This window comes from Micromonospora sp. NPDC004551 (assembly GCF_040609975.1).
In the GTDB taxonomy this organism is placed as follows: Bacteria; Actinomycetota; Actinomycetes; order Mycobacteriales; family Micromonosporaceae; genus Micromonospora.
The window spans coordinates 221,439-245,207 of the sequence record NZ_JBEXLM010000006.1 but is presented as its reverse complement, the minus strand read 5'-3'; the positions used below and the strand labels follow the sequence as shown (position 1 = coordinate 245,207).

The window sequence follows — 23,769 nt, the reverse complement described above, 5'->3', positions numbered from 1 at the left end:
CACAGGCTTGTCGCCGATCTTACCGGCCCGCTCTCCCATTCGGCCGACCCCGAAATCGCGCGCGATCGATATTCTGGAGGGTTGTCGATTTTCCTTTCGAGAGGCCGCGACGCAGGATGGTGGGCGGGCGCGACAGGGAGGCGGGCGATGGCGGGCTGGAGCGGGGTGCGGGAGGCGGCCGGGCGGCTGCGGCGCGGCTGGCTGCCCGTGGTGGAGGCGACCCTCGCGGCCACCGTCGCGTGGATCCTCGCCACCCGGCTGGTCGGCCACCCGCAGCCGTTCTTCGCCCCGGCCGCCGCGCTGATCGTGCTCGGCCAGGCCCGCGGCCAGCGGATGCGCCGGGCCGTCGAGGTGGTGCTCGGCGTCGCGGCCGGCGTGCTCGTCGCCGACCTGGTGGTGCAGGCGCTCGGCCCCCGCACCACGTGGACGGTGCTCACCGTCATCCTGCTCACCGTCGCCCTGGCCGTCGCGATCGGCGCCAGCTCGGTCACCGTGGTGCAGGCGGCCGTCTCCGCGCTCTACCTGGTGGTCGTCTCCCCGCCGACCGAGTCTCTGGTGCCCTTCCGGTTCGTCGACGCGCTGATCGGCGGGGCGGTGGCCGTGGTCGCCAGCCAGCTCGTCGACGCCCGCCGGCCGCTCGCCCCGCTGGTCAGCGAGTTCCGGCACACCTTCGAGGAGCTGGCCGGAGTGCTCGGCGAGATCGCCGACGCGCTAGACCGGGGCGACGACGCGGCGGCGCTCGCCGCCTTGGAGCGGGCCCGGCACGCCGACGCCGGCGTGGAGCGGCTGCGCGGCGCCGTGCGGGCGGCCGGCGAGGCGCTGCGGCTCAACGTGCGCCGACGGCGGCACCTGGGCCGGCTGCGCTCGGTGGAGGGCTCGATCCGGCAGATCGACTACGCGGTCCGCAACGTCCGGGTGCTGGCCCGCGCCGCCGTCACCCTGACCCGGGGCCCGGCGCCGGTCCCGGCCGAGCTGGGCGGCGCCGTGCGGACCCTCGCCGAGGCCGTGCGCTCAGCCGGCGACGCGCTCGCCGCCGACCTGACCGGGCAGGACGCCGTCGCCGACGCCCACGCCGAGCGGGTCGACGTCGCCGCCCTGGAGGCGGTCCGGGCCGCGGGCCGGCTCTTCACCCCCGGCGAGACCCTGCCGCTCGCCATGATCATCGGACAGGTGCGGGCGACCGCCATCGACCTGCTGCGCGGCGTCCGCGGCGACGACGACGCCACCGTGCTCACCCGGGTCGACGCGGCGGTCACCGGGCCGGGGCACTGACCCGGCTCACCCCACCAGCCAGTCCACCGCCCGCCGCCGGATCTCCGCCGGCACCTCGTGCCCACCGGTGAACTCGGCGTACTCGGCCGCGTAGCCGAGGGTGTGCAGGCGGGGCACCAGCCGCCGGCTGCACACGTCGATGGGCAGCACCCGGTCGTCGGTGCCGTGCGAGACGAACACCCGGGGCCGGCCGTGGGTGACCAGGGGCGCGGCGAAGCCGGGGGAGAAGGCCAGGACCGCGTCGATCAGGTCGCCGTTGGTCAGGCCCAGGGAGAGGGCGTACGAGGCGCCGTCGGAGAACCCGCCGAGGGTCAGCCCGGCCACCGGGTACGCGCGGAGCGTGGCGGCCAGCAGCGCGTCGATCCGGGCCACGTCCGGGCCGTACCCCTCGGCGATCAGGTCCCAGGTGCTGGCGAGCGCCTGCGGGGCGAGCAGCAGCAGCCGGTGCGCGTCGGCCAGCGGTTGCAGCAGGTCCAGGCCCTGGCGGGCCGATCCGCCCGCACCGTGCAGCAGCACCACGATCCGGTACGGCCCGCTGCCGCCGGCCGGCACGTGGCGCAACGCGGGCGGCCCGCCGGCCGGGTCGGGGACCTCGGCGGGGCCGACCGGCCCGGGCATGGCCACGGTGGTGAGGCGGGCGGTCAGCCGGCCGTGCCGGTAGCCCTCCTCGGGCTGCCGGTGCGGCGGCGCGGGTTCGGTCACCTCGCCCCCCTGTCGTCGGTCGGGTCGGGCGGCGGATACCCGGCTGCCGGCCGCTCAACCGCCCGGCCCTCGCTGCCGCTCGACGGCCGGCAGTGCCCGGCCGCGGCTCAGGCGCTCTCGCGCGCCACCAGCGTCGAGGGGAACGCGGTCACCGGCGGCACCGGACGGCCGTCCAGCACCGCGGTCGCCGCCGCCGTGGCGATCCGGGCCACCGGGTGGGTGGCCGTGGTCAGCGCCGGGCTGCTCACGGCCGCGTACGGGATGTCGTCGAACCCGGCCACCGCCACGTCGTGCGGCACCCGCAGCCCGCGCCCGCGCAGCGCCGCGATCACGCCCAGGGCGGTGGCGTCGCTGGCCGCGTAGATAGCGTCGGTGTCCGGCCAGCGGTCCAGCACCTCGGCCGCCGCCCGGCCGCCCCGCGCGGCGGTGAAGTCGCCGGTGACCAGCCGCACCGGGAGCCCGGCCGACCGCATGAGCCCCTGGTACGCGGTCACCGACCGCTCGGCGCAACTCAGCCAGCGCGGGCCGGTGACCATGGCGATCCGGCGGCGCCCGCCGGCGTGCAGGTGGCGCAGCACCGCGTCGGCGCCGGCCGCGTTGTCCACGTCGAAGGAGGGCACCACGGGCGAGCCGGTGCCGATCGAGACGACCCGGCCGCGCAGCCCCGCGGGGACCGCGTCGAGCACCGGCGCGGTGGTGTTGACCAGCAGCACCCCGCAGACGCTGCGGTCGTCGCCGAGCCGGCGCAGCCCGGCCGGGGCGTCCAGCGGCAGCCACTCCAGGGCGACGCCGATCCCGTGCGGGGCGCACACCCGGGCCGCCGCGCTCACCAGCCGGTCCACGTACGGGTCGTCCAGCACCGTGGCCTCGGTGCCGGACACGGCCACGACGAGGCGTGTCCCGGAGCCCCGGACCAGCGCGCGGGCCGTGGTGTTCGGCACGTAGCCGAGCCGGTCGGCGGCGGCGCCCACCCTCTCCCGGGCGTCCACGGAGGCGAACCCGTAGCCGCCGAGCACCCGGGACGCGGTGGCCCGGGAGACCCCGGCCGCGCGGGCCACGTCGTCGAGGGTCACCGGGCGGGTCGTCGGCGTCTCCATGTCTGGTCCTCCCCGTGGTGGCCGTTCTGTCGGCATCATGCCCGGTCGGTGCCGCGCGGGGTAAGGGGTGGGAGCGTTTGTGGTGGTAGCGCTCTCAGGTGTGCGATGGTCGTCGACGAATCGTGGGAGAGGACGACAGCACACGTGAGCAGCACCATCGACGCGCCGGCCGGGGCCCGTGCCGGGAGCCCGCGGGCGGTCCTGGCCGCCCGCAACGGCGTGGCGGCCGTGTTCGCCCTCAACGGGCTGGCGGTGGCCACCTGGTTCGCCCGGGTGCCCGCGGTCCGCGAGGCGCTCGGGCTCAGCACCGGGCGGCTCGGCCTGTTGCTGCTGGCCATGTCGGCCGGCGCGCTGATGGCCATGTCCACGGCTGGGCTGGTCACCCTGCGGCTCGGCCCGGCCCGCACCGTGGCGGCCTCGACCGTGCTGGTCGCGCTCGGCCTGACGGCCGCCGGCCTGTCGGCGAGCCTGGCCGGCTCGCTGGTCGGCGTCGTGGTCGGGCTCTTCGCCGTGGGATACGGCTCCGGCACGTGCGACGTGGCGATGAACGTCGAGGGCGCGGCGGTGGAGAAGCGGCTCGGCCGGACGATCATGCCCCGGTTCCACGCCGCCTGGAGCCTCGGTTCGGTCGCCGGGGCCGGGCTGGGCGCCGGCGCGGCCCGGCTGGGTGTGCCGGTCGGCTGGCACCTGCCCGTGATCGCGGTGGTGGTCCTGGCGGGCACGCTGCTCGGCGCCCGCGCCTTCCTGGCCGCACCGGCCGAGACGGCCGCCTCGACCGAGCCGGCCAGCCACCGGCGCGCGCTGCTGGCCACCTGGCGGGAGCCCCGCACCCTGCTCATCGGCCTGTTCGTGCTCGTGATGGCGTTCACCGAGGGCAGCGCGAACGACTGGCTGGCGGTGGCGTTCGTCGACGGCTACGGGGTGAGCGAGGCGGCCGGCGCCGCCGTCTTCGGGGTGTTCGTGGTCGGCATGACCCTCGGCCGGACGGCCGGCACCGTGGCGATCGACCGGTGGGGCCGCGTGCCGGTGCTGTTCGGCACCATCGGGCTGGCCGTCACCGGGGCCACCTGCGTCGTGCTGGCCGGCTCGGGGCCGCTCGCCGTGGTCGGCGTGGCCCTGTGGGGCCTGGGGGCGTCGCTCGGCTTCCCGGTCGGGATGAGCGCCGCCGCCGACGACGAGGACCGGGCGCCGACCCGGGTCAGCGTGGTCGCCATGATCGGTTACACGGCCTTCCTCGCCGGCCCGCCGCTGCTCGGCTTCCTCGGCGACCACCTGGGCATCCTCCGCGCCCTGGGCCTGGTCCCCCTGCTCCTGCTGCCCATCCTGGCTCTGGTTCCGATCCTGCGTCCGCCGGCCCGCTGACCGCCTCAGCGGACTTCCACCCGGCGTCCAGCCGGTTGCCAGGTGCGGGTGCTGCACTGGAGGGACACCGAGGAGAGGAGCCGGGCATGGGCTGGTTCAGCCGACGGGCCGCCGACCCGACGACCCCGACCAAGCTCGACCGGGAGGCGAACCGGGACGACCTGGCCGCGCTGGAGGCGTTCGTGACCAGCCGGCGCGGGGTGGAGTTCTACCTGGAACCGGAGACCACCGCCACCGACACGACCGTGGTCGCCATCGCCCACGACGGGGAGTGGATCCGCCGCCGTACCGGCTCGCCCCGGGCCGCCGGGAAGATCGCTCAGAAGCACGCGGTGCCGCTCTACGAGGCCGCCCGCACCGGCTACCCGGAGCGGATGCGGGCCTGGAACCGGGCCCACCCGGAGCGGCGCGCCCGCTGACGGCGGCTCAGCCTGCGGCCAGCGCGGCGCGCGCCTCGGCCGCCGACAGCGGCTCCTCGTGGGCGGAGACGAACCAGGCCACGTCGTCGTCGAGCAGGCTCGCCGCCAGCGCCAGGTCGGGCCCGTCCTCGGGCGTACGCAGGTGCGCGGGCGGCGGGTACCAGCAGTCGCCGAGCAGCAGCACCCCGGAGTCCGGCACCCGCACCACCGTGGAGTCCGGCGCGTGCCGGCCGCCCACGTGCCGGACCACCACGCCGGCGGGCAGGGTCAGCTCGTCGGCGAAGGTGCGCGTCGGCGGCCGCACCGCGAAGCCGTCCCAGGAGTCGACGGCCAGCGCCCGGGCCCGGAAGCTGTGCCCGAGTCGGGGGTTCTCGCGGACCTGCTCGCGCAGGTAGCGGTGGCTCCACGGCCGGGCCGCCTCGGCGCGCAGCAGGGCCACCGCCGACTCGTGCCCCACGATCTCCACCTCCGGCCAGGCGCAGGCGCCCCAGACGTGGTCCCAGTGGTGGTGGGTGTAGACCAGCCAGCGCGGCTCCGGAAGCCCGGCCGCCGCCAGCGCCGCCCGGACCTCCCGGGCGTGGGCGGGGCTCTGGCCCGCGTCGACGATCACACTTCCGCGCTCGTCGGCGACCACCGCCACGGTCGGGCGGACCGCGAGCGGGTCGGGATCGCCGGGGAACAACCAGACCCGGCCGGCGAGATGGCGCAGCGTCACCGGCAATTCCTCCCCGCTCCGTACGCGTGATCCACTGTCGACCGCGATGCTAGCGGGCGGCGCGGCTCCCGGCCGTCCGGGCTGCGGCGACGCGGTCGCCGGGCCGCGGGCCGGTGGGCGCCGGGAATGCCGCCTGGCCGCCGGAATGCGACTCCTCCCATCGACTCGCGCCATTGCCTTCGACGTGGCGGGCGAGAAATTTAGATCGACCGGCGCGGATGCCGTCGGCCGCGGGAGGGGTGGCGACCCCGGCGTTGACCCGCGCCGGGCGCCTGTGGCAGCATTCGCGGCCTGACGGCAGTGAAGGAAGCCGGTGCGATTCCGGCGCGGTCCCGCCACTGTCACCGGGGAGCGATCCCCCCTCGTGAGTCACGACCGTGCGTGCGCGGTTGGAAGGCCGGGGGTGAGCGTCGATCCGGGAGCCAGGATACTTCGGCCGTCGGAGAGCCCCAGGGCGTGGACACCCGAGGAGGACCCGATGCACGGCCTTTCCGCCATCGACGACGATCGTCGTTCCCGGCCGGCGCGCACCGACGCGCCGCTGACCGCTCACCCCGCCGCGCCGCAGGCCGCCGTGCCGCGCGCCGGGCGGGCCCGCGCCGTCCGCCGCTGACCGTCCCGCCGGGTCCCGCACCTGGCCGGGCGCCCCTGCCGACCCACCGTCGGTGAGCCGTCCGCCGGACCCGCGTACCCGCCGAATCCGCACCCGCCCCCGCCCGCCGCCGGCCCCGCCGCGCCGCCGGGCGTCACGCTCCGGAGCCGTCCGTGCGCATCCTGCTGCTCTCCACCGCCGACACCGACCTGCTCGCCGCCCGCGCCAGCGGCGCCGACTACCGGCTCGCCAACCCCGCCCGGGTCGCCGCCGACGCGGTGCCCGCGCTGCTCGACGGCGCTGACCTGGCCGTCGTACGCCTGCTCGGCGGCCGGCAGGCGTGGCCGGACGGCCTCGCCGCGGTGCTCGGCTCCGGCGTGCCCACGGTCGTGCTCGGCGGCGAGGCGGTGCCCGACGCGGAGCTGATGGCGGCGTCCACGGTGGCCGCCGGGGTGGCCGCCGAGGCGCTCGCCTACCTGGTCGAGGGCGGCCCCGGAAACCTCGCCGAGCTGGCCCGGTTCCTCTCCGACACGGTGCTGCTCACCGGCGAGGGCTTCGCCCCGCCCGCGCCCACCCCGCCGCACGGGATCCTCGGCACCGAGCCGGCGCCGGACGGCCGGCCCGTGGTCGGCATCGTCTTCTACCGGGCGCACGCCCTGGCCGGGAACACCGCCTTCGTCGAGACCCTGGCCGACGCGGTGACGGCCGCCGGTGGCCGGCCGCTGCCGGTTTTCTGCGGCTCGCTGCGCGGCCTCGCACCGGGCGCCGGCCCGCTCGAGCTGTTCGCGCGGTGCGACGCCCTGGTGGTGACGGTGCTCGCCGCCGGCGGGACGGTCGCCGCGGACGCCTCCGGCGGCGGCGGCGAGGACGCCTGGGACGTCGGCGCGCTCGCCGCCCTGGACGTCCCGATCGTGCAGGCGCTCTGCCTGACCAGCGAGCGCGACCGGTGGGCGGCCAGCGACGCCGGACTGTCCCCGCTGGACGCCGCCATGCAGGTCGCCATCCCCGAGTTCGACGGCCGGATCGTCACGGTGCCGTTCTCGTTCAAGCGGATCGACGCCGACGGGCTCTCGGTCTACGAGCCCGACCCGGAGCGCGCCGCCCGGGTCGCCGGCATCGCCGTCCGGCAGGCGCGGCTGCGCCACGTGCCGAACGCCGACAAGCGCCTGGCGATCGTGCTCAGCTCCTACCCGACGAAGCACTCCCGGGTCGGCAACGCCGTCGGCCTGGACACCCCGGCCTCGGCGGTGCGGCTGCTCGCCGCCCTGGCCGAGGCCGGCTACCACCTGGGCGACGGCCCGGTGCCGGACGACGGGGACGCGCTCATCCACGCCCTGATCGCCGCCGGCGGGCACGACGTCGAGTGGCTCACCCCGGACCAGCTCGCCGCCGCCGAGGCGCGGGTGCCCGGGACGACCTACCGGCGCTGGTTCGAGGCGGTGCCCGCCGCGCTGCGGGAGCGGATGCGGGAGCACTGGGGCGACCCGCCCGGCCGGCTCTACACCGACGGCGGCGACATCGTCCTCGCCGGGCTGCGCTTCGGCAACGTGGCGCTGCTCATCCAGCCGCCCCGCGGCTTCGGCGAGAACCCGGTGGCCATCTACCACGACCCGGACCTGCCGCCCAGCCACCACTACCTGGCCGCGTACCGCTGGCTGGCCGCGCCGGTCGCCGACGGCGGCTTCGGCGCGGACGCCGTGGTCCACCTCGGCAAGCACGGCACCCTGGAATGGCTGCCCGGCAAGGGCCTCGGGCTGGCCGCCGACTGCGCCCCCGACGCGGTCCTCGGCGACCTGCCGCTGGTCTACCCGTTCATCGTCAACGACCCCGGCGAGGGCACCCAGGCCAAGCGCCGCGCGCACGCCGTGGTGGTCGACCACCTGGTGCCGCCGATGGCCCGCGCCGAGACCTACGGCGACCTGGCGAAGCTGGAACAGCTCCTCGACGAGTACGCCACCGTGCAGGCCCTCGACCCGGCCAAGGCGCCCACCGTGCAGCGGCAGATCTGGGACCTCGTGCGGGCCGCCGAACTGCACCACGACCTGCACCAGGCCGAGATGCCCGGCGCGGACGACTTCGACGACTTCGTGCTGCACCTCGACGGCTACCTCTGCGAGGTGAAGGACGTGCAGATCCGCGACGGCCTGCACGTCCTCGCCGAGGCGCCCGCCGGGGAGGCCCGGGTCAACCTGGTCCTCGCCGTGCTGCGCGCCCCCCAGGTGTGGGGCGGGGCCCGTGCCCTGCCCGGGCTGCGCCAGGCCCTCGCCGCCCACGCCGGCCTCGACGAGGCGGCGCTGCTCGCCGCGCCCGGCGCGCGGATCGCCGTGCCGGCGGCCCTGACCGACGCGGTCGACGGGCCGGCCGCCACCGCCGCCGACGCCGTCGACCTCATCGAGGCGCTGGCCCGCCGCCTCGTGCTCGGCATGGAGACCCTCGGCTGGGACGCGGCCAAGGCCGGCGCGGTGGTCGAGGAGGTGGTCGGCGGGCCGGTGCCCGACGCCGCCGACGTGCTCCGCTTCGCCGCCCGCGAGGTGGTGCCGCGGCTGGACCGGACCACCGACGAGATCGACCGGGTGCTCGGCGCGCTCGCCGGCCGGTTCGTCCCGCCCGGCCCGTCCGGCTCGCCCACGCGCGGGCTGGTCAACGTGCTCCCCACCGGGCGCAACTTCTACTCCGTCGACCCGAAGGCCATCCCCAGCCGCAACGCCTGGGACGTGGGGGTCGCCCTCGCCGACTCCCTGCTGGCCCGGCACCTCGCCGACACCGGCGCGTACCCGCGGTCGGTCGGGCTCACCGTCTGGGGCACCAGCGCCATGCGCACCCAGGGCGACGACATCGCGGAGGTGCTGGCGCTGCTGGGCGTCCGTCCCGTGTGGGACGACCGGTCCCGCCGCGTCACCGGCGTCGAGGTGGTGCCCCTCGCCGAGCTGGGCCGCCCCCGGATCGACGTCACGGTACGCATCTCCGGCTTCTTCCGGGACGCCTTCCCGCACGTCGTCGCCCTGATCGACGACGCCGTCCGGCAGGTCGCCGCGCTCGACGAGCCGGCCGCGGAGAACCACGTGAAGGCGCACGTCGACGCCGACGTCGCCGAGCACGGGGACACCCGCCGGGCCACCGCCCGCATCTTCGGCTCCAAGCCGGGGGCGTACGGGGCCGGGCTGCTGCCGCTCATCGACGCCCGGAACTGGCGCACCGACGCCGACCTGGCCGAGGTGTACGCGGTCTGGGGCGGTTACGCCTACGGGCCGGGGCTGGACGGTCGGGAGGCGCGCGCCGACATGGAACGCTCCTTCGCCCGGATCGCCGTCGCCGTGAAGAACCAGGACACCCGCGAGCACGACATCGTCGACTCCGACGACTACTTCCAGTACCACGGCGGGATGGTGGCCATGGTCCGCCACCTCACCGGCGGCGCCCCGGCCGCCTACGTCGGCGACTCGGCCATGCCGCACGACGTGCGCACCCGCACCCTCGGCGAGGAGACCCGCCGGGTGTTCCGCGCCCGGGTGGTCAACCCGCGCTGGATCGCCGCCATGCGCCGGCACGGCTACAAGGGCGCCTTCGAGCTGGCCGCCACCGTCGACTACCTGTTCGGCTACGACGCCACGGCCGGAGTCGTCGACGACTGGATGTACGAGCGGCTCGCCGAGGCGTACCTCTTCGATCCGGAGACCCGGGAGTTCCTGGAGCGGTCCAACCCGTGGGCGCTGCGCGGCATCGCCGAACGGCTGCTGGAGGCCGCCGACCGCGGACTGTGGGCCGCGCCCGAGCCGGTCACCCTCGACCGGCTGCACGAGACGTACCTGGCCAGCGAGGGCGACCTGGAGGACCGGCTGTGAGCGCGAGGAGTGAGCCGGTTCTGCGAGCCCCGCAGTCGCGAACGAAGGAGGCACAGTGACGGGCTACCCGTTCAGCGCGGTGCTCGGGATGGACGAGATGCGGCTGGCCCTGCTGCTCAACGCGGTCAGCCCGGCCGTCGGCGGAGTGCTGGTCCGGGGCGAGAAGGGCACCGCCAAGTCCACCGCCGTGCGCGCCCTCGCCACCCTGCTGCCCCCGGTCGACCGGGTCGCCGCCTGCCGCTTCGCCTGCGATCCGGCCGCCCCGGACCCGGGCTGCCCGGACGGGCCGCATCCGGCCGGGTCGGTGGCCGAGCGCCGTCCGGCCCGCCTGGTCGAACTGCCCGTGGGCGCCGCCGAGGACCGTGTGGTCGGCTCGCTCGACCTGGAGAAGGCCCTCGCCGAGGGGGTACGCGCCTACGAGCCCGGCCTGCTGGCCGCCGCCCACCGCGGCGTGCTCTACGTCGACGAGGTCAACCTGCTCCACGACCACCTGGTCGACCTGCTCCTGGACGCCGCCGCCATGGGCCGCTGCCACGTCGAGCGGGAGGGCGTCTCGGTCAGCCACGCCGCCCGGTTCCTGCTGGTCGGCACCATGAACCCGGAGGAGGGGGAGCTGCGCCCGCAGCTGCTCGACCGGTTCGGGCTCACCGTCGAGGTGGCCGCGAGCCGCGACCCCGCCGTACGCGCCGAGGTGGTCCGCCGCCGGCTCGCCGCCGACGCCGACCCGGCCGGCTTCGCCGCGGGCTGGGCCGAGGCCGACGCCGAGGTGGCGCGCCGGGTGGCGGCCGCGCGACGCCGGCTGCCCCGGGTGGCGCTGCCCGGCGCGGCGCTGCGGCAGATCGCCGAGGTCTGCGCCGCGTTCGACGTGGACGGCATGCGCGCCGACATCGTCACGGCCCGGACCGCCGTGGCGCACGCCGCCTGGCAGGGCCGGGACCGGGTGACGGCCGAGGACGTCCGGGTCGCCGCCCGGCTGGCCCTGCCGCACCGCCGCCGCCGGGACCCGTTCGACACCCCGGGGCTGGACGAGCAGCGCCTGGACGAGGCGCTGCGCCGCGCCCGCGAGCAGCACCCGGACGACGACCCCGACGGCGACGATCCGGACGGCGGGCCCGACGGCGGCCCCGGGCCGGACGGCGGTCCGCGCGGCTCGGGCGGCGGGTCGGACGGCGCCGGGTCGGACCCCGACGGTCCCGGTCGGCCGGGCCGTGGGAAGGGCGGCGCCGACGGCCGGGACCCCTCGCGAGGGTCCGACGGGGACGGTCGCCCCGGGTCGCCGGACGACGGTCGCGGTGGAGCCCAGCGGGACGGCCGCTGGCCGGCCAACGGCTGCGCCGACGGGACGGGCCACGACGACCGGTCCGGTGACGGCGGCGCCGCCGACCCGGACCGGGCTGGTCCTCCCGACGACACGGGCGCGGATCGGCCCGGCGACGGCGCACCGCACGGCGGTGGCGACCGGTCCCGAGCCGGAAGCCGGCCGGGGGACCCGGACCAGGCGGAGGGCGGCAGCGTGGCCGTGCCGGACCGGGGGCTGCGTGCCCGGCTGCTCACCGCGCCCGGCATGGGTGAGGGCGTGCCCGGCCGGCGGTCCCGGGCCCGCACCGGGCGGGGCCGCACCACGGGTGCCCGCGTGCCCGCCGGACGGGCCGGCGCGCTGCACCTGGCGGCCACCGTCCGGGCCGCCGCCCCGCACCAGGCCAACCGGGGCCGGGCCGGCGGGCCGCTGCGGCTGCGTCCGTCCGACGTGCGCGAGGCGGTCCGCGAGGGACGCGAGGGCAACCTCGTGCTGTTCGTGGTCGACGCCAGCGGGTCGATGGGCGCGCGGCAGCGGATGTCCGCCGTCAAGGGCGCCGTGCTGGCCCTGCTGACCGACGCGTACCAGCGGCGGGACAAGGTGGCCGTGGTCGCCTTCCGGGGCGCCGGCGCGCAGACCCTGCTGCCGGCCACCTCCTCGGTGCTCGCCGCCTCGACCCGGCTGGCCGACCTGCCCACCGGTGGGCGTACCCCGCTCGCGGAGGGGCTGCTCGCGGCGGCCGACCTGCTCCGCGTGGAGCGGCTGCGCGACCCGAAGCGCCGCCCCCTGGTGCTGGTCGTCACCGATGGCCGGGCCACCGCCGGCCCCCGCCCGCTCGACCGGGCCGCCCGGGCGGCAGCCGTGCTGGCCGCCACCGGCGCCCCCTGCGTGGTCGTGGACTGCGAGTCCGGCCCGGTACGCCTGCACCTGGCCCGCCGCCTCGCCGCCCAACTGCACGCCCCGCACCACCACCTCGCCGACGTGGCCAGTGACCCGCTCGTCGGCCTCACCACGAGGAGCGCCGCCTGATGCCGCAGGGGAAGCCGAGCCACGTGCCCGCCGACGGGCTGACCACCCGGCAGCGGCGGCACCGGCCGCTGCTGATCGTGCACACCGGACAGATGAAGGGGAAGTCGACGGCCGCGTTCGGGCTGGCGCTGCGCGCCTGGACCGCCGGGCTGCCCGTCGGCGTCTTCCAGTTCGTCAAGAGCGCCAAGTGGCGGGTGGGGGAGGAGAACGCCTTCCGTGCCCTCGGCGAGGTGCACGAGCGTACCGGGCAGGGCGCCCCGGTCGCCTGGCACAAGATGGGCGAGGGCTGGTCCTGGATCCAGCGCGGCGGAGAGGCCGACCACGCCGAGGACGCCCGCGAGGGCTGGCGGCAGATCCGGCGCGACCTGGCCGCCGAACGCTACGGGCTCTACGTGCTCGACGAGTTCACGTACCCGATGAAGTGGGGCTGGGTCGACGTCGACGAGGTGGTCGCGACGCTGCGCGACCGGCCCGGCTTCCAGCACGTGGTGATCACCGGCCGGGACGCCGACCCGCGGCTGGTCGAGGCGGCCGACCTGGTCGCCGAGCTGACCAAGGTCAAGCACCCGATGGACGCCGGCCAGAAGGGTCAGAAGGGCATCGAGTGGTGACGCCCTGGGCGCTGCCCCGGCTGGTCGTCGCCGCCCCGGCCAGCGGGCACGGCAAGACGACGGTGGCCACCGGGCTGCTCGCCGCGCTGCGCCGCCGTGGCCTGACGGTCAGCCCGCACAAGGTCGGCCCCGACTACATCGACCCCGGCTACCACGCGCTCGCCGCCGGCCGTCCCGGCCGCAACCTCGACCCCTGGCTGGTCGGCCCGGAGTGGATCGCCCCGCTGCTGCGCCATGGAGCGAGCGTGCCCACCCCGGCCGACGTGGCCGTGATCGAGGGCGTGATGGGGCTGCACGACGGCGCGGTCGGGCACGGCGGGTACGCCTCCACGGCGCACGTCGCCCGGCTCGTCGAGGCGCCGGTCCTGCTGGTCCTCGACACCACGGCGCAGGGCCGCTCGGCCGCCGCGCTGGTGCTCGGCATGCGCGCCTTCGATCCGGCGGTGCGCGTCGGAGGGGTGGTGCTCAACCGGGTCGGCTCGCCCCGGCACGAGAGGCTGCTCCGCGACGCGCTCGCCGAGGTGGGCGTGCCGGTGCTCGGTGCGGTGACCCGGGCCGCCGAGGTGTCCGCGCCCTCGCGCCACCTGGGCCTGGTGCCGGTCGCCGAGCGCGCGCCCGAGTCGGTGGCCGTGGTGGCCGCGCTCGCCGACCTGGTCGAGTCCACCGTGGACCTCGACGCCGTCCTGGCGCTGGCCCGCACCGCGCCGCCCCTGACCGAGCCCGCCTGGGATCCCGCCGCCGCCGTCGGCGGTCCCGCCGGCACCGCCCGCCCGGTTGTCGCGGTCGCCGGCGGGGCGGCCTTCACCTTCTCGTACGCGGAGACCGCCGAACTGCTCACCGCGGCCGGCGCGCGGGTGGTGACCCTCGACCCGCTGCGCGACGGGGCACTGCCGTCCGGCACCCGCGCCGTGGTGCTCGGCGGCGGCTTCCCCGAACTGCACGCCGACGCCCTGGCCGGCAACACCACGCTCCGCGCCGAGCTGGCCGGCTTCGACGGCCCCGTGGTCGCCGAGTGCGCCGGGCTGCTCTACCTCGGCCGTTCCCTCGACGGGGTGCCGATGTGCGGGCGGCTCGACCACACCGCCCGGATGACCGGCCGGCTCACCCTCGGCTACCGCGACGCGGTGGCCGCCGCCGAGTCCCCGGTGCACCGCGGCGGCGACCCGGTACGCGGACACGAGTTCCACCGCACCGTCACCGACCCCGGGCACGGCGACCGCCCCGCCTGGCACTGGGACGGCGCCCCGCACGGCTTCGTGACCGGCCGGGTGCACGCGTCCTACCTGCACACCCACTGGGCCGGGCACCCGGCGGCGGCCCGCCGGCTGGTCGAGGCGGCGAGCCGGTGAACCCGCTTCGCCACCCGCCGGCCGCTCCGTCCGGCCCCACCCCACCCCGGCCCGCGCCTCCCGGCGACGGGGAGCAGCCGTCCGGCGCCGTGCTGACCGGGGTCGGGGTCGGACCCGGCGACCCGGAGTTGCTGACGCTCAAGGCGGCGCGGCTGCTGGGCGAGGCCGACCTGGTGTTCGTACCCGTGCTGGACCGGCACGCCGCGGACCCGGAGGCGCCCCCGGGCCGAGCCGAGACGACCGTGCGGGCGCACGTGCCCGCGGACCGGCTGCGCCGGCTGCCGTTCGCCCTCGACGACCGGGGCGGGGTGACCGCCCGCCGGGAGCGGGCCTGGGACGCCGCGGCGGCGGCCATGGTGGCCGCCGTCGACGCCGGCGCCCGGTCGGTCGCCTTCGCCACCATCGGCGACCCCAACGTCTACTCCACCTTCGGCTACCTCGCCGACGGCGTGCGGGCCCGGCGACCCGGGATCGTGGTGCGCACCGTGCCGGGCATCACCGCCATGCAGGACCTGGCCGCCCGTGCCGGCGTGCCGCTGTGCGAGGGCCGCGAACCGCTCACCCTGCTGCCCGCCACCGCCGGCCTCACGCCGGTCGCCGACGCGCTCGCCGGCCCCGGCACCGTCGTCATCTACAAGGGCTGGCGCCGCCACCCCGACCTGCTCGACGAGCTGCGCCGGCAGGACCGGCTGGCCGGCGCCGTGCTGGGCCGGTCGCTCGGCCTGCCCGACGAGCGGATCGGGCCGGTGGACGGCGCCGCCGCCGACCTGCCCTACCTGTCGACGCTGCTGGTCCCGGCCCGCCGGGACCGCCGGGGAGGAAAACTGTGACCACCACCGGCAAGGTCTGGTTCGTCGGGGCCGGCCCCGGCGCCGCCGACCTGCTCACCCTGCGCGCCGCCCGGGTCATCGCCGGGGCGGACGTGGTGATCTGGGCGGCCAGCCTCGTACACGCCGACGTGCTCGCCCACGCCCGCCCGGACGCGGAGATCGTCGACTCCTCCCAGCTGCCCATCGAGGGCGTCCGCCCGCTCTACGAACGCGCTGCCGCCGACGGGCTGACCGTGGCCCGGATCCACTCCGGCGACCCGGCCCTGTGGGGCGCCGTGCAGGAGCAACTCGACCTGTGCCGCGACCTCGGCCTGGCCGTGGAGGTGGTGCCCGGGGTGTCGTCGTTCACCGCGGTCGCCGCGCTGGTCGGCCGGGAGCTGACCATCCCCGAAGTCGCCCAGTCGGTGATCCTCACCCGACTGGAGGGCGGCAAGACGCCGATGCCGCCCGGCGAGCGGGTCCGCGACTTCGCCCGGCACGGCACCACCATGGCGCTGTTCCTCTCCGCCGCCCGCTCCGGGCAGGCGCAGGCGGAACTGCTGGCCGGTGGCTACCCGCCGGAGACGCCGGTGGTGGTCGCGTACCAGGCGACCTGGCCGGACGAGCTGGTGGTCCGGTGCGCTCTGGGCGAGCTGGAGGCCACCGTCAAGGCGCACCGGTTGTGGAAGCACACGCTGTTCCTGGTGGGGCCGGCGCTCGCCGCCAGCGGCACCCGCTCACACCTCTACCACCCCGGGCACTTCCACACCTACCGGCGGGCCGAGCCGGGCGCCCGCGCCGCGCTGCGCCGCACCCGGGCCGGCGACCCCGCCGGGGACGACCGGTGACGTACGCCGAGCCGCCGCTGCGCGAGCCGGACCTGCCGCGTACGGCGAAGGTCCGGCCCACCGCGCTGCGTACCGGCTGGACCACCGGCGCGTGCGCCACGGCGGCGACCAAGGCGGCGCTGACCGCGCTGGTGACCGGGGAGCCGCAGCGCCAGGTCGAGATCGGCCTGCCGGCCGGCCGGCGGGTCAGCTTCGCGGTGGCCCGCTGCGACCTGGAACCCGCCCGGCGGGCCGAGGCCGTGGTGGTCAAGGACGCCGGTGACGACCCGGACGTCACGCACGGCGCCGAGCTGACCGCCACCGTCACCTGGGGGGACGAGCCGGGACTGCGCCTCGACGGCGGGCCGGGCGTCGGCACGGTCACCCGCCCGGGGCTCGGCCTCGCGGTGGGCGGCCCGGCCATCAACGAGACCCCGCGCCGCATGATCGGCCAGGCCGTCGCCGAGGTGGTCGACCTCGACGAGACCGGCGTCCGCGTGGTGATCAGCGTGCCGCGCGGCGAGATCATGGCCCGCAAGACCACCAACCGGCGGCTCGGCATCCTCGGCGGCATCTCCATCCTCGGCACGACCGGGATCGTCCGGCCGTTCTCCACCGCCTCCTGGCGGGCCAGCGTGGTGCAGGCCGTGCACGTGATGGCCGCACAGGGGGAGCGGACCGTCGTGCTGTGCACCGGCGGGCGTACCGAGCGGGCGGCCCGGGCGCTCCTGCCGGAGCTGCCCGAGGTGTGCTTCGTCGAGGTCGGCGACTTCACCGGCGCGGCGGTCACCGCCGCCGTCGGCGACGGGATGACCGGGCTGGTCTTCGTCGGCATGGCCGGCAAACTGGCCAAGCTCGCCGCCGGCATCCTGATGACCCACTACACCCGCTCCAAGGTGGACCTGTCACTGCTCGGCGCGGTCACCGCCGAGGCCGGCGGCGACCCGGGCCTGGTCGCCGCCGTCACGGCCGCCAACACGGGCCGGCACGCGTACGAGCTGTGGGCGGCCGCCGGGCTGCTCGGCCCGGCCGGGGACCTGCTCTGCCGGCGGGTCCGGCAGGTGCTGCGCCGCTTCGCCGGGCAGGCCGTCACCGTGGACGTGGCCATGGTGGACTTCGCCGGGGACCGGGTGGTCGCCTCTTCCGGGCGGTGGGCGGCGTGACCGTGCTCGTGGCGGGGATCGACGCCGCCGGCCGCCCCGCACACCCCGTGCTCGCCGAGGCGCTGGCCGGCGCCGGGCTGGTCGTCGGCGCGGCCCGGCACCTGGCCGCCGTCCCCGTGCCGTCCGGCTGTGCCACCGTCGTGCTCGGCCCGCTCGCGCCTGCCCTGGACCGGCTCGCCGCCGCCGTCGCCGCCGGCACGCCCGCGGTGGTCCTGGCCAGCGGCGACCCCGGGTTCTTCGGCATCGTCCGCCGGCTCCGGGCGGCCGGCCTGCCGGTAGGGGTGCTGCCCGCCGTCTCCAGCGTCGCCGCCGCGTTCGCCCGCGTCGGGCTGCCCTGGGACGGCGCGGCCGTGCTCACCGCGCACGGCCGGGATCCGCGCCCCGCGCTCAACGCCTGCCGGGCGCTGCCCCTCGTCGCGGTGCTCACCGCTCCGGGCGCGGGCGCGGCCGAGTTGGGCGCCGGCCTGGCCGGCTGGGACCGCCGCCTGGTCGTCGCCGAGCACCTGGGCACCCCGGACGAGCGCGTCACCTGGACCACCCCGGCCGAAGCCGCCGCGACCCGTTGGGCCGACCCGCACGTCGTGCTCAGCCTCGCCCCGGAGCCCGTCCGCGCCGCCGGGATGCGCGTCGACGACCAGCCCGCCGCCGCCCCGGCCGGGGGCTGGGCGCTGCCCGAGTCCGACTACGTCCACCGGGACTCGATGATCACCAAGGCGGAGGTACGGGCGCTCGCGGTTGCCCGGCTGCGGCCCCGGCTGGGCCGGCTGGTCTGGGACGTCGGCGCGGGCAGCGGCTCGGTCGGGATCGAGTGCGCGCTGCTCGGCGCGGCCGTGCTCGCCGTGGAACGCGACCCGGACGCGCCGATCCGGGCCAACGCCGCCCGGCACGGCGTCGACGTCCGGGTCGTGACCGGGGCGGCCCCGGCGGCCCTGGCCGGGCTGCCCGACCCGGACGCGGTCTTCGTCGGCGGGGGCGGCCTGGACGTGCTCGCCGCGGTGGCCGACCGCCGCCCGCCCCGGGTGGTGGTCACCCTGGCCGCCCTCGACCGGGTCGGCCCGGCCGTGCACCTGCTGCGCGCCGCCGGCTACGCGGTCGACGGCTGCCAGCTCACCGCCGCCCGCCTCGCCGACCTGCCCGGCGGTTCCCTGCGCCTGGCCGCCACCAACCCGGTGGTCCTGCTCACCGCGGAGCTGCCATGACCGTCCATCCGGAGGAACCCGTGCCCACAGCCTCGAACGGATCAGCAGGGGACCTCTGCTCCACCGGAAGCGGGGAGAAGGAGCCCTTCCTCGTCGGGCTCGTGGCGGCGACCGCCGCGGGGCGGCGGAACGCGCGCACGCTCGCCGCGGCCTGGCCGCACGCCCGCCTCGTGGCGGCGGAGAGCGCCGCCGACGCGCTGCGGGCCGCCTGGCGGGAGTGCGACGCCGTGGTCGCCTTCCTGGCCACCGGCGCGGTGGTCCGCATCCTGGCCCCGCTGCTGGGTGACAAGCACACCGACCCGGCCGTCGTGGTGGTCGACGAGGCGGCCCGGCACGCGGTGGCCCTGCTCGGCGGACACGAGGGCGGCGCCAACGCTCTCGCCGCCGAGGTGGGCGCCCTGCTCGACGCCCGGCCGGTGGTCACGACCGCCACCGACGCGGTCGGCCTGCCCGGGCTGGACACCCTCGGCTGGCCGGTGGAGGGCGCCGTGGCGGCGGTGTCCCGGGCGATCCTCGACGGGGAACCGGTGCGGCTGGTCGCCGACGCCACCTGGCCGCTGCCCGCACTGCCGGACCACGTCCACGTCGAGGTCACACCCCCTCCGGCCCACGTCCCCGCGTCGATCGCCACGCCGGTCGCCACGGCGGGCGACACCCCGGCGCCGGCCACCGGAGCGGCGACTCCCACCCCGGCCGCCGCGAGGTCGACTGCGGCAACGGCTGCCCCGACTCCCGCCAGTGACGGTGACGGTGCGGGAGGCTGGCGGATCCTGGTCACCGACCGGGTCGTTCCGCTCGACGGGCGGACCGTGGTGCTCCGGCCACCGTCCCTGGTCGCCGGCGTCGGCTCCAGCCGCGGCGTGCCGGCCGCAGAGGTGACCGGCCTGCTGCGCCGGGCGCTCGCCGACGCCGGCCTCAGCCCGGCCAGCCTGCGCTGTCTGGCCAGCGTGGACCTCAAGGCCGACGAGGCGGGCATCCGGTCGACCGCCGACGCGTACCGCGTACCCCTTCAGACCTGGCCGGCGGCGGACCTGGCGGCGGTCGACGTGCCGCACCCCAGCGAGGTGGTCCGTGCCGCGGTCGGCACGCCGAGCGTCGCGGAGGCCGCGGCGCTGCGCGGCGGCGGCACGCTGCTGGTGCCGAAGACCGCCTCGGCGATGGCCACCGTGGCGGTGGCCCGGCACGCCCCGCGCGGCCGGCTCTCGCTGGTCGGCCTCGGCCCCGGCGCCGCCGACCTGCGCACCCCGCGTGCGGTGGCCGAGCTGCGCCGGGCCGCCGTGGTGGTCGGCCTGGACCAGTACGTCGACCAGATCCGCGGCCTGCTCCGTCCCGGTACCCGGGTGCTGGCCAGCGGGCTCGGCGCGGAGGAGGCGCGGGCCCGGGCCGCCGTCGCCGAGGCCGCCGCCGGCCACGCCGTCGCCCTGGTCGGCTCCGGCGACGCCGGGGTGTACGCGATGGCCAGCCCCGCCCTGGAGTACGCCGACGACCGGATCGACGTGGTCGGTGTGCCCGGAGTGACCGCCGGGCTCGCCGCGTCCGCCCTGCTCGGCGCGCCGCTCGGGCACGACCACGTCTACCTGAGCCTGTCCGACCTGCACACCCCGTGGGAGGTGATCGCGGGCCGGGTCGCCGCCGCGGCCGGGGCCGACCTGGTGGCGCTGCTCTACAACCCGCGCAGCCGTACCCGGGACTGGCAACTCGGCGCGGCGCTGGACACCTTCGCCGCGCACCGGCCGCCGGACACCCCGGTCGGCGTGGTGCGCAACGCCAGCCGGCCCGGTGAGCGGGTGCACCTGGCCACCCTGGCCACCCTCGACCCGGCCCTGGTCGACATGTACAGCGTGGTGGTGGTCGGCAGCTCGCAGACGCGGGTGGTCGCCGGCCGGATGGTCACGCCCCGGGGGTACCGGTGGCGGTCGTGACCATCGGCGCCTGCCAGGGCTGCGGCGCCTGCCTGCTCACCTGCCCGGTGCACGCCATCCGCCCCACCGGCGTCGGCCTGCGGGTCACCGACCGCTGCACCGGCTGCCTCGAATGCCTGGAGATCTGCCCCGTGGACGCCATCCGCGTCGACCCCGAACCCCGAGGAGAGCGATGACCTCGACCCCGACCGCCGCCCCGACCATCGGCCGGTGGAGCCGCGCCGAACGGGCCCGCCTCGGCGGCATCATCTGCGCGGTCGCCGCGTTGCACGTCGCCGGCGTGACCCTCTACCTCTACTGGAACAACCAGCCGGTCGCGGCCGGCGGGCTGGCCGGCGCCGGCACCCTCGCCTACGTGCTGGGGGTGCGGCACGCCTTCGACGCCGACCACATCGCCGCCATCGACGACACCACCCGGCTCATGCTGCTGCGCGGCCGGCGGCCGGTCGGCGTCGGCTTCTTCTTCGCGCTCGGGCACAGCGCCGTGGTGCTGCTGCTCGCCCTCGTGGTCGGGCTCGCCTCCACCCGGCTGACCGGCGACGGGATGGCCGGCGTCCGCGAGGTCGGCGCCACCGTGGCGGTGGTCACCGCCACCGGCTTCCTGCTGCTCGTGGCGGCCCTCAACGCGGTGGTGCTGGCCGGGCTGGCCCGGCTCTGGCGGCGGCTGCGCGCCGGCGCGCTGGACGAGACCGAGCTGGACCTCCTGCTGCTCAACCGGGGCCTGATGCACCGGATCCTCGGGGCCCGGGCCCGCACCCTGGTCCGTTCCTCCTGGCACATGGCGCCGGTCGGCTTCCTCTTCGGGCTGGGCCTGGAGACGGCCAGCGAGGTGACCCTGCTGGCGCTCTCGGCGAGCACCGCCGCCGCCGGCGGGCTGCCGGTGCTGGCGTTGCTCACCCTGCCGCTGCTCTTCGCCGCCGGGATGTCCGCCATGGACACCGCCGACAGCCTGCTGATGAGCCGCGCGTACTCGTGGGCGTACCGGCAGCCGGCCCGCCGGCTCTGGTACAACCTGGCCACCACCACGATGACCGTGCTGGTCGGCGGCCTGGTCGCCAGCGTCTACCTGGCCGGGCTGCTGGCCGACCATCTCGGGCTCACCGCACTGGCCGGGTACGCCTCGATCGCCGACCACTTCGAGCAGCTCGGCTACGCCGTGGTGGGCCTCTTCGCGCTGGCCTGGGGCGGCGCGGTGCTGCTCTGGCGGCTGCGCGGCCACGACCGCCGCTACGGGCGGGCGGAGTCATGACGCGGACCGTGCACCCCATCGAGGCGGAGTCCTACCGGATCCTGCGCGAGCGGGTCGACCTGTCCCACCTGCCGCCGCTGACCCGGGCGGTCACCGAGCGGGTGGTGCACGCCAGTGCCGACCTCGACTACGTCACCGACCTGGTCTGTGACGAGGACGGCCTGGCCGCCGGCCGGGCCGCGCTGCGGGGCGGCGCGCCGATCGTCACCGACGTGTGGATGGTCGCCGCTGGCATCACCCGGGCCGGGCGGGACATCGTCTGCCCGGTCGCCGAGCCGGCCGCCGCCGACCTGGGCCGCGCCGCCGGCATCACCCGCTCGGCGGCGGCGGTGCGGATCGCGGCCGACCGGGTCGGCCCGGGCGCGGTCTGGGTGGTCGGCTGCGCGCCCACCGCGCTGGTCGAGCTGATCGCGCTCGGCGCGGCCCCGGCGCTGGTGGTCGGTCTGCCGGTCGGCTTCGTAGGCGCGGCCGAGTCCAAGGCGGCGCTGCGGGCCAGCGGCCTGCCCGCCGTGTCCAACGTGGGCGAGAAGGGCGGCTCCGCAGTGGCCGCCGCCGCCCTCAACGCCCTGCTCTACCTGGAGGACACGTGATCGACCGGACCCCCCTGCTGATCGTCGGGCACGGCACCCGCAGCGCGGCCGGCGTCGCCCAGTTCGCCGCGCTCGTCGAACGGATCCGCCGCCGGGACGCCGTCACCGACGTCGAGGGCGGCTTCATCGAGCTGTCCCGCCCGCCGCTGGCCGACGCCGCCGCCGCGCTGGCCGGCCGGGGCCACCGCAACCTGGTGGCGCTGCCGCTGGTGCTGGCCGCCGCCGGGCACGGCAAGGGAGACATCCCCGCCGCCCTGGCCCGGGAGCGGCAGCGTCACCCCGGCCTGCGGTACGCGTACGGCCGGCCGCTCGGGCCGCACCCGCTGCTCCAGGAGGCGTTGGCGGAGCGGATCGACGGGGCGCTCGACGGCACCGACCGGGCCGGCACCTGGGTCGCCCTGATCGGACGCGGCTCGACGGATCCGGACGCCAACGCCGAGGTGACCAAGGTGGCCCGGCTGCTCTGGGAGGGGCGCGGGTACGCCGGTGTGGAACCGGGCTTCATCTCCCTCGCCGAGCCGTCCGTGCCGGCCGTGCTGGAGCGGCTGCGCCGGCTCGGGGCCCGGCGGATCGTGGTCGCCCCGTACTTCCTCTTCGCCGGGGTGCTGCCGGACCGGATCGTGGCGCAGAGCCGGGAGTTCGCCGCCGACCATCCCGGCCTGGACGTGCGGGTGGCCGAGGTGATCGGCGACTGCGACGCCCTGGCCGACCTGGTCCTGGAACGGCACGCCGAGGCGTTGCGCGGGGACATCCGGATGAACTGCGACACCTGCGCGTACCGGGTGGCGCTGCCCGGGTTCGCCGACAAGGTGGGCCGGCCGCAGACCCCGCACCACCACCCCGACGACCCGGCCGACGGGCACGGCCACCACCACCATCACCACGCCGGCCATCACCACGAGCCGGCGCTGCGCCCCGGGCAGGTGGCCGTGGTGGGCGGCGGGCCCGGGCCGGACGACCTGATCACCGTACGCGGCCAGGCGCTGCTCGACGCCGCGGACGTGGTGGTGGCCGACCGGCTCGCCCCGGCCGGGCTGCTGCGCCGGCTGCGCCCCGGCGTGCTCGTGGTGGACGCCGCGAAGGTGCCCCGGGGCCCGTCGATGAGCCAGGACGCCATCAACGACACGCTGGTCGCGCACGCCCGCGCCGGGCGGCGGGTGGTCCGGCTCAAGGGCGGCGACCCGTACGTCTTCGGGCGGGGTCACGAGGAGGTCCTCGCATGCGCCGCGGCCGGGGTGGAGACGGTGCTGGTGCCCGGGGTGAGCAGCGCGGTGGCCGCGCCCGCGCTGGCCGGGGTGCCGGTGACCCACCGCGGGGTGGCGCACGAGGTCACCGTGGTCTCCGGGCACCTCCCGCCGGGGCACCCGGACTCGCTGGTGGACTGGGCCGCGCTGGCCCGGGCCCGGGGCACGCTGGTGCTGCTCATGGCGGTGGACACCGTCGGGCGGATCGCCGCCGAGCTGCTCGGCCACGGGCGGGCGGCGGAGACGCCGGTGCTGGTGGTCCGCGACGCCGGCCATCCCGAGCAGTGGACGGCCCGGTGCCGGCTGGACGAGGTCGGCGCGCTCGCCGCGCGGGCCGAGATCCGGCCGCCGGCGGTCTTCGTGGTCGGGCCGGTGGTGGCGCTCGCCGCGGATCCCGCCGCGGCGCCTGCCGTCGTACCTGCGCGGGGGTGAGAGCGCTGGCCGGCCGGTGACGGCTGTGCGGGTGGACCTCGCCCGCC

Annotated in this window: 19 protein-coding genes, 1 pseudogene and 1 riboswitch; of the genes and pseudogenes, 17 read left to right on the top strand and 3 right to left on the bottom strand. The window is 77.4% G+C overall.

Annotated elements, in window-relative coordinates; genetic code table 11:
- Positions 1-147: 147 nt before the first annotated feature.
- Positions 148-1,272: an FUSC family protein gene (locus ABZW14_RS10510; protein WP_355343056.1), complete on the top strand. Its 1,125-nt coding sequence runs from the start codon at positions 148-150 to the stop codon at positions 1,270-1,272.
- A gap of 6 nt (positions 1,273-1,278) precedes the next feature.
- Here the strand turns inward: ABZW14_RS10510 and ABZW14_RS10505 are convergent, their stop codons facing one another.
- Positions 1,279-1,974, bottom strand: a complete 696-nt coding sequence (locus ABZW14_RS10505; protein WP_355343053.1) for a phospholipase — start codon at positions 1,972-1,974, stop codon at positions 1,279-1,281.
- 107 nt (positions 1,975-2,081) lie between these two features.
- Positions 2,082-3,071, bottom strand: a complete 990-nt coding sequence (locus tag ABZW14_RS10500) for a LacI family DNA-binding transcriptional regulator (RefSeq protein ID WP_355343050.1) — start codon at positions 3,069-3,071, stop codon at positions 2,082-2,084.
- 144 nt (positions 3,072-3,215) lie between these two features.
- On the opposite strand from ABZW14_RS10500, the gene ABZW14_RS10495 reads away from it, so the two are divergent.
- Both ABZW14_RS10495 and ABZW14_RS10490 read left to right on the top strand, forming a co-directional pair.
- Positions 3,216-4,433 (top strand): MFS transporter, encoded by a 1,218-nt coding sequence (locus ABZW14_RS10495; protein ID WP_355343047.1) that lies wholly within the window; start codon positions 3,216-3,218, stop codon positions 4,431-4,433.
- A gap of 86 nt (positions 4,434-4,519) precedes the next feature.
- On the top strand, positions 4,520-4,852 hold the full coding sequence (locus tag ABZW14_RS10490; protein WP_355343044.1) for a hypothetical protein: 333 nt from the start codon (positions 4,520-4,522) through the stop codon (positions 4,850-4,852).
- A 7-nt stretch (positions 4,853-4,859) separates the two neighbouring features.
- On the opposite strand, the gene ABZW14_RS10485 is transcribed toward ABZW14_RS10490, so the two are convergent.
- On the bottom strand, positions 4,860-5,567 hold the full coding sequence (locus tag ABZW14_RS10485) for an MBL fold metallo-hydrolase (RefSeq protein WP_355343041.1): 708 nt from the start codon (positions 5,565-5,567) through the stop codon (positions 4,860-4,862).
- 303 nt (positions 5,568-5,870) lie between these two features.
- Positions 5,871-6,000: riboswitch (cobalamin riboswitch) on the top strand.
- 45 nt (positions 6,001-6,045) lie between these two features.
- Between ABZW14_RS10485 and ABZW14_RS10480 the strand changes: the two genes are divergently transcribed.
- From ABZW14_RS10480 to cobA, 14 genes and pseudogenes are all read left to right on the top strand, one after another.
- Positions 6,046-6,180, top strand: coding sequence for a hypothetical protein (locus ABZW14_RS10480; RefSeq protein ID WP_255474590.1), 135 nt, complete (start codon positions 6,046-6,048; stop codon positions 6,178-6,180).
- Between the two features lie 152 nt (positions 6,181-6,332).
- The gene (gene cobN / locus ABZW14_RS10475; RefSeq protein ID WP_355343038.1) at positions 6,333-10,001 is read left to right on the top strand and encodes a cobaltochelatase subunit CobN; all 3,669 of its coding nucleotides are present in this window, start codon (positions 6,333-6,335) and stop codon (positions 9,999-10,001) included.
- A pseudogene (locus tag ABZW14_RS10470) lies at positions 9,998-12,327 on the top strand (VWA domain-containing protein). The gene cobN and the pseudogene ABZW14_RS10470 overlap by 4 nt, the downstream one beginning before the upstream one ends.
- Positions 12,327-12,938 carry a cob(I)yrinic acid a,c-diamide adenosyltransferase gene (gene cobO / locus ABZW14_RS10465; RefSeq protein WP_355343035.1) on the top strand — a complete coding sequence of 204 codons (612 nt, stop codon included), beginning with the start codon at positions 12,327-12,329 and terminating at the stop codon, positions 12,936-12,938. Before ABZW14_RS10470 ends, cobO begins: the two are co-directional and overlap by 1 nt.
- Positions 12,932-14,287, top strand: coding sequence for a cobyrinate a,c-diamide synthase (locus tag ABZW14_RS10460; protein WP_355343032.1), 1,356 nt, complete (start codon positions 12,932-12,934; stop codon positions 14,285-14,287). Before cobO ends, ABZW14_RS10460 begins: the two co-directional genes overlap by 7 nt.
- Before the next feature lie 89 nt (positions 14,288-14,376).
- On the top strand, positions 14,377-15,117 hold the full coding sequence (gene cobI / locus ABZW14_RS10455) for a precorrin-2 C(20)-methyltransferase (protein ID WP_355343166.1): 741 nt from the start codon (positions 14,377-14,379) through the stop codon (positions 15,115-15,117).
- Positions 15,114-15,944: a precorrin-4 C(11)-methyltransferase gene (gene cobM, locus ABZW14_RS10450; protein WP_355343029.1), complete on the top strand. Its 831-nt coding sequence runs from the start codon at positions 15,114-15,116 to the stop codon at positions 15,942-15,944. The genes cobI and cobM overlap by 4 nt, the downstream gene beginning before the upstream one ends.
- Positions 15,941-17,086, top strand: a complete 1,146-nt coding sequence (locus ABZW14_RS10445) for a cobalt-precorrin-5B (C(1))-methyltransferase (protein WP_355343026.1) — start codon at positions 15,941-15,943, stop codon at positions 17,084-17,086. Before cobM ends, ABZW14_RS10445 begins: the two co-directional genes overlap by 4 nt.
- Positions 17,083-18,285, top strand: coding sequence for a precorrin-6y C5,15-methyltransferase (decarboxylating) subunit CbiE (gene cbiE, locus ABZW14_RS10440; protein WP_355343023.1), 1,203 nt, complete (start codon positions 17,083-17,085; stop codon positions 18,283-18,285). Before ABZW14_RS10445 ends, cbiE begins: the two co-directional genes overlap by 4 nt.
- Positions 18,282-20,207, top strand: coding sequence for a precorrin-3B C(17)-methyltransferase (cobJ, locus tag ABZW14_RS10435; protein ID WP_355343020.1), 1,926 nt, complete (start codon positions 18,282-18,284; stop codon positions 20,205-20,207). Before cbiE ends, cobJ begins: the two co-directional genes overlap by 4 nt.
- Positions 20,195-20,383 carry a 4Fe-4S dicluster domain-containing protein gene (locus tag ABZW14_RS10430; RefSeq protein ID WP_355343017.1) on the top strand — a complete coding sequence of 63 codons (189 nt, stop codon included), beginning with the start codon at positions 20,195-20,197 and terminating at the stop codon, positions 20,381-20,383. The genes cobJ and ABZW14_RS10430 overlap by 13 nt, the downstream gene beginning before the upstream one ends.
- Positions 20,380-21,456: a HoxN/HupN/NixA family nickel/cobalt transporter gene (locus tag ABZW14_RS10425; protein ID WP_355343014.1), complete on the top strand. Its 1,077-nt coding sequence runs from the start codon at positions 20,380-20,382 to the stop codon at positions 21,454-21,456. The genes ABZW14_RS10430 and ABZW14_RS10425 overlap by 4 nt, the downstream gene beginning before the upstream one ends.
- A complete protein-coding gene (locus ABZW14_RS10420; RefSeq protein ID WP_355343011.1) occupies positions 21,453-22,046 on the top strand; it encodes a precorrin-8X methylmutase in 594 nt (197 codons plus the stop codon). Before ABZW14_RS10425 ends, ABZW14_RS10420 begins: the two co-directional genes overlap by 4 nt.
- Positions 22,043-23,722, top strand: coding sequence for a uroporphyrinogen-III C-methyltransferase (cobA, locus tag ABZW14_RS10415; protein WP_355343008.1), 1,680 nt, complete (start codon positions 22,043-22,045; stop codon positions 23,720-23,722). The genes ABZW14_RS10420 and cobA overlap by 4 nt, the downstream gene beginning before the upstream one ends.
- The last annotated feature ends 47 nt before the right edge of the window (positions 23,723-23,769 follow it).